Here is a 13370-nt window from a genome sequence, read left to right as displayed (position 1 = left end):
ATTTATGGGCCGCAGACCGGGAAGAAAATCAGACACAAAAGAAAAGACAATTAAATATTTTGACTATACACTTTTGTTTGTTATTATTTTCTTAGTGTGTTTTGGTCTGGTTATGCTGTACAGCACCAGTTCTTATAATGCACAGATTGAGTATGGCGATGGAACTCATTATCTAAAGCGGCAGGCATTTGCATGCTGCCTTGGATTTGCTGCCATGTTTGTGATTTCCAAGATTGATTATCATGTGTGGAAGAAATTGTATGGTGTGGCATACATAGGCGCATTTTTACTGTGCGTTTCCGTTATCTTTTTAGGATCGAATGGAAATGGTTCTACCAGATGGTTCCGCCTTGGTCCGCTTTCTTTCCAGCCATCTGAGTTTGCAAAGCTTGCTGTCATTATTTTTCTTGCAACGGTAATCAGCCGCATGCAAAAGAAGATTGGCGATCTGAAGGAACTGATGAAGGTAATGGTTTTACTGCTTCCGCTGGTTGGACCGGTTGCTTATACGAACTTAAGTACCGCGATTATCATTGTGGGTATCGCAGTGGCAATGGCGTTCGTGGCAAGCCCGAAATATGCGCAGTTTGTGGGAATGGCAATCGCAGTATTCGCTTTCGGAGCAGTCTTTATTGTACTGGCAAGCTATCGTGCAGAACGTATCAAAATCTGGCTCCATCCGGAGAATTATGATAAAGGTTATCAGACCATGCAGGGCTTATATGCCATTGGTTCTGGAGGACTTTTTGGAAAAGGACTTGGTGCCAGTATGCAGAAGCTTGGGTTCGTACCGGAAGCGCAGAATGATATGGTATTTTCCATCATCTGTGAGGAGCTTGGATTATTCGGAGCAATCTGCCTGATTTTGCTGTTTATCTTAATGCTGTGGCGTTTTATGGTAATTGCCAATAATGCGAAAGATTTATATGGTGCATTGCTGGTGGTTGGTATTATGGCTCACATTGCCATTCAGGTAATCCTTAATATCGCCGTTGTAACCAACAGTATTCCAAATACCGGTATCACACTTCCTTTTATCAGTTATGGTGGTACTTCGGCATCATTCCTCTTAGCAGAAATGGGACTTGCGTTAAGTGTTTCCAGAGGAATTCAGTTGGAGGGATAGGATATGATACGAGAAGAACGCAGAAAGAAGAGAAGAAGAAAACATATCCTGATTGGATTTCTGACTACACTGTTGATTCTGGCACTGGCAGCACTCATTGTAATCAAGGTATTTACCGTAAAAAATGTCGAAGTAGAAGGCAATAAATTATACAGTGATGAGCAGATTAAGGAATGGGTCTTAAATGATGACTATTCCTGGAATACATTATATGTATATTTTAAATATCGTTTCTTTGATACACAGAAAGTTCCGTTTATTGATACGATGGAGGTGAGTGTCAAATCACCGCATACCCTTCATGTAGAAGTATATGAAAAAGGACTGCTGGGCTACTTATATATGGATTCCCTGGGACAGAATGTCTATTTTGACAAAGATGGCTTTGTAGTGGAAATGTCTACAGATGTCATCGAAGGAGTACCGCAGATTACCGGACTGGCTTGTGGGGAAGCAGTACTTTATGAAAAGCTTGACGTAAGCGGAAAAGATACCCTAAAGGATTTGCTGGCAGTAACCCAGACCTTAAAGAAGTATAATCTGGTTCCGGATACCATCAATTATGATGACCAGGGAAATGTAACCCTGCAGTACGGAACGATTACGGTGAATCTTGGACAGGCAACCAGCCTTACGGAAAAAGTAGTTCGTATGGAGAAAATTATGCCAAATCTGGAAGGACTTACAGGCATTCTTCATCTGGAAGACTGGACAGAAGATACTACAGATATTACTTTTGAAAAGACGGCGTAATTTTTTCAAAAAAACAGAAAATATAGGTTGATTATTTTTACGAAAAATTATATGATAGAGTATATGAGTAAATAAAGGCATACTTTTTATGAGAAATCTGTAAAGCAGATTTCTCATAGATTACATATAGAATGAGGGAGAGAAGGAGGAACTACCTTGCTTGAAATTAAAACAACAGAAGCAGAATCCAGTGCTAAAATTATTGTAATTGGTGTTGGTGGTGCAGGTAATAATGCAGTAAATAGAATGATTGATGAAAATATTGGTGGTGTTGAGTTTGTTGGAGTAAATACCGATAAACAGGCATTACTTTTATGTAAAGCACCTACGTTGATTCAGATTGGTGAGAAGCTTACCAAAGGACTTGGAGCAGGAGCACAGCCGGAGGTTGGAGCCAAAGCTGCAGAAGAGAGTATGGAAGAGTTGTCAGCAGCTATTGAAGGTGCAGATATGGTATTCGTAACCTGTGGTATGGGTGGCGGAACCGGTACAGGAGCAGCTCCTGTTGTGGCAAAGATTGCAAAGGATCAGGGAATTCTTACCGTTGGTGTTGTAACTAAGCCGTTTAAATTTGAAGCAAAAGCAAGAATGGTAAATGCTTTAAGCGGTGTTGACAAGCTTCGTGAGAATGTAGATACCTTGATTGTAATTCCAAATGATAAATTATTAGAGATTGTAGACCGCAGAACAACCTTCCCGGATGCATTAAAGAAAGCAGATGAGGTGCTTCAGCAGGCGGTTCAGGGAATCACAGACCTGATTAATATGCCGGCATTGATTAACCTTGACTTCGCAGATGTTCAGACTGTTATGAAGGACAAGGGTCTTGCACATATCGGTATCGGTATGGCTAAGGGTGATGATAAGGCAATTGAGGCAGTCAAACTGGCTGTTACCAGTCCATTGCTTGAGACAACTATCAATGGAGCAAGCCATGTTATTATCAATATTTCCGGTGATATTTCTCTTATGGATGCCAATGATGCAGCAAGCTATGTAGAAGATCTTGCCGGCGATAATGCAAATATTATCTTTGGTGCAAAATATGATGAGACTATGACAGATGCTGCAACGATTACTGTAATTGCAACAGGACTGGAAGAGAATGCAGCAAAAACCACTGCATCTTCTAATCTTATGTCCGGATTGAAATATCCAAATACAGCAGCAACCACCAGACCGGTCATTAATTCCGGACTTGTAAACCGTACTGCTAATGTTACAACCAACAGCAGTTTCGGAGCAACATCTACTCTGGGACAGACTGCTGCACAGCAGCCGGCTCCGGCAGCTTCTCCATTTATTGGAATTACCAAACCAAAGAGACCGGAAAGCACTGTTCATGAGAAGGATATTAAAATTCCGGAGTTCTTAAAGAGTACCAAAAAATAAGAACTATCATTTTGAAAAGGATAGCAATAAAATTATAGTGTAAGAGTAGAAAAGGAATTTGAAGTTCCTGTATGATACGACGCTTAGAACATTTGAAATGTACCAGATACTGGTGACAGCCATTGTTCTAAGCGTTTTTTGCGTTGTCAGGCATCCGTAAGAAGCTGCCGGTGGCAGCTTCTGTAGGTAAGATTTGCAGAGTGCATTACGTTTCTTTTGCAACTTCCCTGCCGGGCAGTCGGATTCTGTCAATGAAATGAAAGAATGGCGGCATCTGTTTTGACAAAATATGCAGAGGAAAGTTTGTATAATGCAGGAAAGGAAGGGAGGTGGCATGTATTTATGAGATATATTTAGATGTTCTTTTTGTCAATAATTTCCTGATGGATGTGCTGAATCTGTTCCTGACAGGCATTTTTTTGCGGAATCTCATACATAAGGGCAGGATACTGCTTGCTGCCTTATTTGGAAGTGGTATGGGAGTCATTTGTTTTCTGATGCTTTCATCCTATAGATTGTATCGGCTGATTATGTATGTAGCGGTTCCGCTTGGCATGGTTATGATTGCATTTTTTACGAGGAAACATACGACACAAAGAGTCGCTTTTCTGATAAAAAACTGGCTTGGCTGTTTTTTGTTTTCGATTCTGACAGGAGGCTGCATGCAGTGGCTCAATAAGAGCCTTTTTTATGGGCAGCATTTTTATCTGGCAATGGTGCTGACGGCGGGAATTGCTGTGTCAGCATCCATAATATGGCGCAGCAGAAAGGAGAGAAGCCGGCATCTTTATCAGGTGCGTCTTTGCTATCATGAACATGAATTGCTGTTAGAAGCCTATTATGATACCGGAAATCTGCTGATCGACCCCTATGTGGGAAAACCGGTCAGTATCATAGATAAAGAGCTTCTGATGCCGATTTTCCGGGAAGATGAGCCGGTAGTACGACTGTTGCCATTTAGCAGTATGGGAGAGAAAAACGGCTTGGTAGAAGCACTTACCGTAGAAGAACTTTATATTAAAGAAGGAAAAAAAGAGCGGCAGATTTTACAGGCGGTGATTGCACTTGGAAGTCCATCGTTGTTTCAAAAGAAGGAATATCAGATGATTTTAAATTGCCATCTGCTATAGGATGGAATGTGAATAAGAGAGGAAAGAGGAGTTGTAATGTATTTAAAAGTAGATATACCGGAGCATTTTCAGTTTCGCATTGTGCGTAGTTTAAAAGATATGCTGCTTCGTAAGGAGACGGAGATTCACTATATCGGAGGGGCAGAGGTGCTGCCGCCACCGCTTCCGGCGAAAGAGGAAATGGAATGTATCGGACAATTGGTGAAAGAGCAGAGTGAGACTGCAAGAAAGAAATTAATCGAGCATAATCTGAGACTTGTAGTATACATAGCGAAGAAATTTGACAATACGGGAGTAGGAGTGGAGGATTTGATTTCTATTGGAACCATCGGATTAATCAAGGCAATTAATACTTTTAATCCGGAAAAAAATATCAAGCTTGCAACCTATGCCTCCCGATGTATTGAAAATGAAATTCTGATGTATCTGCGTAGAAATAATAAGACGAAATTAGAGGTATCCATTGATGAGCCGTTAAATGTGGACTGGGACGGAAATGAATTACTACTTTCGGATATTTTAGGAACAGATGAAGATGTCATTTACCGGGATATTGAGACTGAGGTTGAAAAGAAGCTTTTGAATAAAGCAATTGAGCATTTAAGCGGCAGGGAGCGGACGATTATTGAACTGCGGTTTGGCATCAATTCGAAAAATGATAATGAACTGACCCAGAAAGAGGTGGCGGATTTATTAGGAATTTCCCAGTCCTATATTTCCAGGCTGGAGAAAAAGATTATGAAACGATTGAAGAAAGAAATTGTGCGATTTGAATAAAAAACGAATAAAATGTATACATTTTTTGTCCAATATGATAAAATGATACTATCATAAGTTCGACAATAAAGAGATGGCGAGGAGATGGTATTATGTTATTGGAGTTTTTAGGGGCTGCACATGAAGTAACTGGAAGTTGTCATTTTCTGCAATGTCAGGATAAGCGGATACTGGTGGATTGTGGTATGGAGCAGGGACCGGATTTATATGTGAATCAGGAGATTCCGGTGAATGCATCTAATATTGATTATGTGTTTGTAACACATGCCCATATCGACCATTCAGGCTTACTTCCATTGCTGTATAGTCATGGATTCCGGGGACAGATATTTGCGACAACAGCAACCAGCGAACTTTGTAATATCATGTTAAAGGACAGTGCACACATCCAGATGTTTGAAGCAGAGTGGAGAAACCGTAAGGCCAGGAGAGCCGGATTACCGGAAGTAGTGCCTCTTTACGATATGGATGATGCACAGGGGGTTTTAGAGCATTTTGTACCATGTGATTACAATAAAATCATTGAAATCTGTGATGGAGTAAAAATCCGGTTTGTAGATGCAGGACATCTTCTTGGTTCATCCAGCATTGAGGTATGGCTGACGGAAGAAGATAAGACCGTGAAAATTGTATTTTCCGGAGATATCGGTCATGGCAATAAGCCATTGATTAAAAATCCGCAGTTTATCGATGAAGCAGATTATGTATTGATTGAATCAACTTATGGTGACCGGATACATGCAGATCCGCCGGATTATGCACCGGAACTTGCGGCAGTAATTAAGCGGACATTTGCAAGAGGTGGTAATCTTGTCATTCCGGCATTTTCTGTAGGTCGTACACAGGAAATGCTATATCATCTGCGACGGATCAAGACAGAACATCTGCTGCCGGAGTTTGAAGATTTTGAGGCCTATATCGACAGCCCGCTGGCTGTGGAAGCAACAAATATTTTCCATAAGAGTGTAGAAGACTGCTTCTCTGATGAGGCAAAGAAATTAGTGGAGCAGGGTATTAATCCGATTGGATTCCCGGGACTGAAAACGTCTGTTACCAGTGATGAATCCAAAATGATTAACTTCAGCAAGAAACCATTGGTTATCATTTCTGCTTCCGGTATGTGTGAGGCTGGCCGTATCCGCCATCATTTAAAACATAATTTGTGGAGACCGGAAAGCACGATTCTGTTTGTAGGATATCAGGTACCTGGAACCTTGGGTCATGCACTTTTGAATGGAGCCAAAGAAGTAAAACTTTTCGGTGAAAATATTCAGGTACATGCAGAAATTTTAAATCTTCCTGGTATCAGTGGTCATGCAGACCGTGATATGCTGACAAAATGGGCATCTGCATTTAAAAATCCACCAAAGCGTGTCTTTGTGGTACATGGTGAGGATAAGGTCTGTGATGAATTTGCAGAGCATCTGCATACGGAATTAGGCTATCAGGCGGTTGCACCATATAGTGGTGATACCTATGACTTATTAGAAAATGTCTGTGTTCATGAAGGAAGCCGTGAACTGGTTGAAAAGAAGAAAGACAAACCGGCAAAGGCATCCTCTAATGTGTTTGCAAGACTGCTGGCGGCGGGTCAGAGGCTGCTTAGTGTCATTCAGAAGAATGAAGGTATCCCAAATAAAGATCTTGCGAAATTTGCTGACCAGATTAATTCTCTGGCAGATAAGTGGGACAGATAGGAAGTTAAAAAAACGCGCCGCGTGTTTCTCGCTACTTGCTGTCAAGCATTTTCAAATGACTATGGAAAAAGAAGAAATATTCCGATATATAAGTGTAAGATAAAATGCAAGGAACAGATTACGAAATCAGGAGGAGATGCGATGGCAGTCAGACTGAATTTATTTTCCAATACGGAGCAGGATACAAAGAAGGTATCTACGGTGGAGGAATTGCCGCAGTATATGATGAAATGCATTTATGATAATAATGTGGCAGAAGAAAGTGAAGAAGCAAAACAGGAAAAAATGGCGAAAATCAAACGGAAATTAGAGGCTGGAAAGAAGCTGACCAAAGAAGAACTTTCATGGCTTCAAAGAAATGACCCCATTGCATATGCCCATGCGATACGGATTCAGATGATTGCAGAGGAAGTGGAGAACGAGCTGAAAACTGCAAAGAGCAAAGAAGAAGCAAACCGTATTGTATCCACCGCTGTTTCCGGTATATCGGACAATGATCCGGATAAGGAATATATTGTAGCAGCAGTAAACAGGGTGTCAGATGAATTCCATAAATCCGGTGCCTATAGCAGACTGCCGGGAACTCAGGAAAGTGCAGAAAAGAGAAAGCAGAAAAAGGAAAATGGGATTTCTTTCAAGAGAGAGGATGAAAAGGAAGAACTGATGAACTGGAGTCCGTTGCAGGAAGTCATTGAGAAACTACCGACATTTACAGCCGGAGCATAGGATAAAATAAAAATCCGCATATCAGAGTATATCTGGTATGCGGATTTTTTTATGAAATCGTATTAATATCCTAATTCCTCTCCGATGAGAATTACTTTGATTCTTCCCGGAATACCACTTCTTCTGGTGATAACAACCTGATTACAGATACACTCCGGTGAGAGGCAGTCGGCACATGTTCCGGTGAGTGCACATGGCGTTTTCTTGCTAAGGCGGATGCAGTTGGCAGGAGTAGCAGTATTATGTACCCGGTCAAGAGCGTCGTCAACTGTTTTTACAACCTTATTCATACCGGCCATAACGATGACTTCCTTCGGGCCATAGATGAGTGCTGCAACCCGGTTGCCATTTCCGTCAATATTGACAAGCTGTCCGTCAGAAGTGATTGCATTGGAACTCATAAAATAATAATCTGCATTCAGACACTGATGATAAATTGCAGTTGTTTCTTCCGGTGTGGCAGCTTTGCTTCTGTCATAAAGAGTGATGTCAGTCTTATTTTGCAGAGCAGCCATCATACCACTTTCGGTTAAAGTCATGGAACCGCCAAAACCAACGGTTGCCTGTGTCGGCAGCATGGAAGTGGCAAGTGCAACGGCTTCTTCTTTGGTGGCACAGTAATATGCGTCAATCTGTCTTTTCTTGAATTTTTCAATCATGGACGTAGCGAGTGTTTCATAAAATTGTTTCTTTGGATCCATAAAGATACCTCCTTGATGCGTAAGTGTATGGTGAGAAAAATTCTTAATATACACCATACAAAATATATTACATCATAGGATGGGGATTTGGCAATCCGAAAAGTCAGATAGATTGTTTCATTGACAAAAAACATAAATGAGCACAAAATAGGTACAAATAAAGGATAAAAGATACATGTAAGAAAAGAGGAACCAAATGCAAAATAAAATTACAATAGAAGAATGCCAGAAATTATTAGAGCAGAATCCCTTTGGAAGTCTGCTGCAGATGAAGATAACAGAGGCAGAACTTGGAAGGGTAAAGGCAGAACTGCCATTCAAAAAAGAGTTTACAAATATCTATGGAGATTTGCACGGCGGAGTACTGTATTCGGCAGTGGATACCATATGCGGAATTGCGGCAGGAACCTATGGATATTATGTGACTACTGTGGACGGACAGATCCGCTATTTAAAAGCGGCGCGTGCAACAGAATATGTTACATGCACCGCCAAAGTGGTAAAACCCGGAAGGAACCTCACAGTAGTAGCATTTGAAATTACAGATGCCAATGGAATGCTTTTAAATACCGGTGATTTTACCTTTTATAATCTGAAAGAAAAAGAGATTTTATAAATTTTCATTTTTTAATGCATCCATGATATTTTCAGAAGAAAGCTTACGCATGGAATAAATCATGGTTGCAGCAACGACGACAAACACACTGCCAATGGCAATGACAAAGCTATACCATGGAATAAAGAATCCAAAGTCGATTCCATCACTGACTGCCCGATAAATAAGCCAGGTGATTCCAATAGAAGCCGGAAGTCCGTAAAGGAGTCCTTTGCAGCCATAGAGCAGACATTCAAACTGCATCATTTTGCGGAAACCCTTCGGAGAAAGACCGATGGATTTTAACATGGCAAATTCACGTTTTCGTAAAATAATATTGGTAGAAATCGTGTTAAATACATTGGCTGCCGCTATCAGGGAAATTAGTGTAATAAATCCATAGGAAAAAATATTGATAACGGTAATCATGGCACGCTCATTTTCAATGGAATCCATATAATCATAGATATCAGCAGAAATATTTTCGTTGTCAAAGAGTGTATTTAAGTCGGTCTGTACCTGTTTGTGATTATCTGTTTTTATATAGTATGAATTTTCCAGTGAACTATCCGGGTTCTGGCTGAGTGCCTGCCAGAGAGCATCCTTACAGGAATATGGAAAAATAAATTTCGCATTATCGGAAGGAGCACTGACACCGAAAGGAATGGTATCACTGAAAGCACCAGCGGTGACGGTGCAGGTATTTTTCACATCTTCGTCTAAAGCGGATAATACAATATCCTGCGAAGAAGGATTGGCGAAAATATTAATGTCATAGTATTTGTCATTGAATACATGAAGCCGGTCAATCAATACACCCGTTGGATGATCAGAATTCTGATAATCGGAAGGATTTTCCCCGATTTCTTTTAAATAATCTTCAAATAAATGATCCTCCACGAAATAAATCAAAGTGGTAAGCTCACAGGAGTCATCTGCCAGGAGTGTATTGCTGTAATAAGCCTGTTCATAATCAGAATAGAAACTTTCAAATTCTTTCGAACAGTCTTCTTTGGCTACAGTAAAGCAGGCAGCGAAGCTGGCACCGTAAGAAGCCTTATCTACACCATCTAAAGCGCGGATTTTTGTTAAAAGCGTATCCGGGTCATAGTTATTTTCGGAATATATCGTGCAGGAAAGTTCATAGCCGTTTCCGTTATAAATGCTGCCGGCGGAACGTGTCAGATAAGCACAAAAGCTGCTGGCAGAAATAAACAGTACAATACTTAAGAAAAGTGAGATAACAGTAGCACGGTATTTGCTGCGGCTTCGTTTATAGTTTTTGGCAGCAAGCATTCCTTCAAAGCCAAATAATTTTTCCGTAAGTGGAAATGTATGCACTTTTTTGGAACGGATGTTAATATCACTGGTCTGCCGGATGGCTTCTAAGGCAGATAACTTCATGGATTTCCGTGCCGGCAGGTAAGCAGAAATCAATACCGTAATAAAAGCGAGGGTGACGGCAATCACAATTCCGGCAACGGATGGCTGCAGGGTCAGGTGCAGTGTGGTTTCGCTTCGGTACAGCATGGCAAGAGTATCACCAGTGAAATAGAAGGTAATGCCAATGCCAACTAAACCGAAGAAGATTCCAAGCGGAATACCGATAAGACACAGGAAAGCCGCTTCAAACAGGATGCTGTGAATCATCTGGTGTCTGGTTGCACCAAGGGATGAAAGCAGACCAAATTGTCTGGTTCGTTCGCTGATAGAAATGGAAAATGCATTATAAATCAGTGAGATAGACCCAAGTACGATAATTGCAATCAAAATAACCGCAAGACTGGTGACGGTGCGGTTTAAGGAATCCTCCATGGATGCTCCGTCAAGCCGCAGTAAATCATAGTTCATGGTATAAGAATATGGTGCATTCTGCTCTAAAAAACTGGATACATCCTTGCTGTTATGAAGACAGAAGTAAATATCCTGATAGGATGTCCGGGCAGAAGAGAGAGTCAGTGCTGTATAACCCGGAGCCTGAAAGCTTTCAAAGGAAGGTCTGCTGTAAAAACCTACCACCTGATAAGTTTTTGACTCCGTATTTGTAATGGATTCTAACGGAATTACTTTTCCGTCTTTTGTTTTTTCTGACTTATTACCAAGCAGTGAAGTATTATTATCTAAAATAGAACCATCTTCATCCACACGTTCCCCAACATCCAGGGTAATTTCATCGTTTAAGCTATAAGCAATGCCACCGTCATAGGTAAGGTGCTCAGGAAGTAGAAGCTCAGAATCATTTTCAGGCATCCGTCCTTTCGTGATGTGTACCGGAAGAAGAGAGGTGATATCGTCCGTTACACCGCAGATATAAAGGTATGGTTTGTATTGGTTGGCGGGATCTTTAAGATTGGCATATCCAATATATTTTAAAGAAACAGAAGACTCGATTTCGTCATGGGAGAGGAAATCTTTTGCTTCTGATGGGGTGACATGAAAAGCGGCACCCTGCCAGCAGCCTTCTGTATCAATGGTATATTCCTTCATAAATGCATGAAGGGAACTGATGCTGCTGGTAACTGCGGTAAACATGGCAGTAGAAAGAATAATTCCGATAATCGTGACGATGGTACGGGTTTTATTCTTCTTTAAGTTGGTGAGTGTGATTTTGTGGAAGATATTCATGCACGAATCACCTCATCCCGTGTAATTTTGCCGTCTTCAATGGCAATGATGCGGTCTGCCTGAAGGGCAATGTTTTCATCATGGGTAATGACAATTAAGGTCTGGTTAAATTTCTGGTTGGAATATTTTAAGAGTTCCACAATTTCCTGGCTGTTTTTGGAATCTAAGTTTCCGGTAGGCTCATCGGCTAAAACCACAGCAGGAGCGTTCATTAATGCACGACCGATGGAGACACGCTGCTGCTGACCACCGGAAAGCTGATTTGGAAGATGATTTTCCCGTCCTTTTAAAGAGAGAATTTCCAGCAGTTCATTTAAATGCTCTTTGTTGACCGGGCGTCCATCCATGCGGACAGGAAGTGTCATATTTTCAACGACATTCAGTACCGGAATCAGGTTATAGAACTGGTAAATCAGTCCGACCTGCCGTCTGCGGAAGATGGCAAGCTGTTCTTCTTTTTGCGCGTAGACATCAGTGCCCTCCATATAGACTTTGCCGGAGGTTGGTGTATCAACACCACCTAAAATGTGAAGCAGTGTAGATTTGCCGGAGCCGGATGGCCCGATGATGGCGAGAAATTCGCCTTTGTTGACAGAAAAAGAAACGTGGTCTAAGGCAACCACCTGATTTTCTCCTGTTCCATAGATTTTGGTGAGATTTTCAGCTCGTAAGATTTCCATAAGTAACTCCTTTCCATTTGATGCGATTCTAATGAGAAGTATAAGCATCCCGGATGACAGGAGCATGACTTTTCAGTGACAGTTCTGTCACTTTTTATAGAATTTCAGGATAAAACGTGCACCGCCTTCTTTACGGTTTTCTGCTTTTAAGGTTCCGTTTTCTTTGGAAACAATCATACGGGAGAGGGAAAGACCGATGCCAATGCTCTGGCCGGTGGCATTTTTTCCTTTGTAAAAGCGTTCAAAAAGATGCGGAATATCTTCTGGCAGAAAACCACTTCCATTATCTTCAATCACGATAGAAACATAGATTGGATTGTCGGTAACCGTAACATCAATCCTGCCACCGGAAGGCGTGTGCTCCATGCAGTTCTTTAAGATATTTCCAAGGGCTTCCGCCGTCCATCGTAAATCCGTAGAAAAAGAAAAATCCTTCGGCTCTATGGTTTCATGATACTGGATGTCGCGAAGCTCTAGTGGAATGAGCAAAGGTGCAGCCGCAGCGGAGAGCAGTTCTTTGACAGAGGTTTTGGTCTGGTGAAAAGTAATGGTTCCTGCGTCCATGGAAGATAATTTCAGCAAAGTTTCAATGAGCCAGTCCATCCGGTCAATTAGCATGGATAATTCCCGCAGGGATTCCCTTCGCTTCTCATCGGAAAGAGCCGGCTCTTTTAAGAGAGTCAGCAAAAGGCGGATGGAAGTAAGGGGAGAGCGGAGCTGATGGGAAATATCAGCCATGGCATCCGCAAGATATTTTTTATCGTTTTCAAGAGCCTGATTCTGTTCCGCAAGGCGTCTGGTCAGCTTGGCAAGCTCATTTTGTAAAATTGCAAGTTCTCCTTCCATATAGTCGCTGAAATCACCACTGCTGTTACTGTGCAGCATCGCATCTAACTGCTGACTTAAGGATTCCACCTTCCGGTAACGTTTTCTGGTGAAAATAATAAAAATAAGAATGAAAATAAGTGATGAAAAAAGGATGATTACACCACAGATGGTATCAAAATAAAATCCGATGCCTGCAAAGATAAAGCATACAAGCAGTTGTAGAAACAGGCATTTTTTGATTTCGGGATTGCGTAAAAATTTCATAAAGACTCCTTTGGGAAAATACATTTTCATCGGTTATTATGGTACTCATATTTATAACAGTCATTTTCTGCAGTTC

At 41.3% G+C, this 13370-nt stretch carries 12 protein-coding genes; 8 read left to right on the top strand and 4 right to left on the bottom strand.

The features are described 5' to 3' along the window. Positions 1–4 precede the first annotated feature (4 nt). The 7 genes from ftsW to DWW33_RS02630 all read left to right on the top strand — a co-directional run bounded on the left by ftsW (position 5) and on the right by DWW33_RS02630 (position 7601). Entirely contained in the window at positions 5–1126 is a 1122-nt protein-coding gene (gene ftsW, locus DWW33_RS02660; protein WP_118638784.1) for a putative lipid II flippase FtsW, read from the top strand. Positions 1127–1129: 3 nt separating this feature from the next. Then, positions 1130–1879, top strand: a complete 750-nt coding sequence (locus tag DWW33_RS02655) for a cell division protein FtsQ/DivIB (protein ID WP_117841198.1) — start codon at positions 1130–1132, stop codon at positions 1877–1879. A 156-nt stretch (positions 1880–2035) separates the two neighbouring features. After that, the gene (ftsZ, locus tag DWW33_RS02650) at positions 2036–3271 is read left to right on the top strand and encodes a cell division protein FtsZ (protein ID WP_022243364.1); all 1236 of its coding nucleotides are present in this window, start codon (positions 2036–2038) and stop codon (positions 3269–3271) included. A gap of 329 nt (positions 3272–3600) precedes the next feature. After that, positions 3601–4401 carry a sigma-E processing peptidase SpoIIGA gene (locus DWW33_RS02645; RefSeq protein WP_118638783.1) on the top strand — a complete coding sequence of 267 codons (801 nt, stop codon included), beginning with the start codon at positions 3601–3603 and terminating at the stop codon, positions 4399–4401. Between the two features lie 36 nt (positions 4402–4437). Further along, a complete protein-coding gene (gene sigE / locus DWW33_RS02640; RefSeq protein WP_022243362.1) occupies positions 4438–5178 on the top strand; it encodes an RNA polymerase sporulation sigma factor SigE in 741 nt (246 codons plus the stop codon). 92 nt (positions 5179–5270) lie between these two features. Beyond that, on the top strand, positions 5271–6875 hold the full coding sequence (locus DWW33_RS02635) for an MBL fold metallo-hydrolase RNA specificity domain-containing protein (protein ID WP_117841196.1): 1605 nt from the start codon (positions 5271–5273) through the stop codon (positions 6873–6875). A gap of 141 nt (positions 6876–7016) precedes the next feature. After that, the gene (locus tag DWW33_RS02630; RefSeq protein ID WP_118638782.1) at positions 7017–7601 is read left to right on the top strand and encodes a hypothetical protein; all 585 of its coding nucleotides are present in this window, start codon (positions 7017–7019) and stop codon (positions 7599–7601) included. A gap of 62 nt (positions 7602–7663) precedes the next feature. On the opposite strand, the gene DWW33_RS02625 is transcribed toward DWW33_RS02630, so the two are convergent. After that, entirely contained in the window at positions 7664–8302 is a 639-nt protein-coding gene (locus DWW33_RS02625) for a lactate utilization protein (RefSeq protein WP_117698307.1), read from the bottom strand. A 196-nt stretch (positions 8303–8498) separates the two neighbouring features. Here DWW33_RS02625 and DWW33_RS02620 point away from each other — a divergent pair, with 196 nt between their 5' ends. Then, positions 8499–8918 (top strand): PaaI family thioesterase, encoded by a 420-nt coding sequence (locus DWW33_RS02620; protein WP_117698306.1) that lies wholly within the window; start codon positions 8499–8501, stop codon positions 8916–8918. Here the strand turns inward: DWW33_RS02620 and DWW33_RS02615 are convergent. From DWW33_RS02615 to DWW33_RS02605, 3 genes are all read right to left on the bottom strand, one after another. Further along, the gene (locus tag DWW33_RS02615; protein ID WP_118638781.1) at positions 8913–11522 is read right to left on the bottom strand and encodes an ABC transporter permease; all 2610 of its coding nucleotides are present in this window, start codon (positions 11520–11522) and stop codon (positions 8913–8915) included. The two genes, DWW33_RS02620 and DWW33_RS02615, sit on opposite strands and share 6 nt — an antisense overlap. Next, positions 11519–12202, bottom strand: coding sequence for an ABC transporter ATP-binding protein (locus tag DWW33_RS02610; RefSeq protein WP_022243356.1), 684 nt, complete (start codon positions 12200–12202; stop codon positions 11519–11521). Before DWW33_RS02610 ends, DWW33_RS02615 begins: the two co-directional genes overlap by 4 nt. 87 nt (positions 12203–12289) lie before the next feature. Next, positions 12290–13294 carry a sensor histidine kinase gene (locus DWW33_RS02605; protein ID WP_158561515.1) on the bottom strand — a complete coding sequence of 335 codons (1005 nt, stop codon included), beginning with the start codon at positions 13292–13294 and terminating at the stop codon, positions 12290–12292. Positions 13295–13370 lie beyond the last annotated feature (76 nt).

Origin of the sequence: Roseburia sp. AF15-21, assembly GCF_003479505.1 — a bacterium.
Lineage (GTDB): Bacteria > Bacillota > Clostridia > Lachnospirales > Lachnospiraceae > Roseburia_C > Roseburia_C amylophila.
The sequence above is the reverse complement of the archived record's forward strand: the minus strand, read 5'-3'. Positions and strand labels throughout refer to the sequence as shown.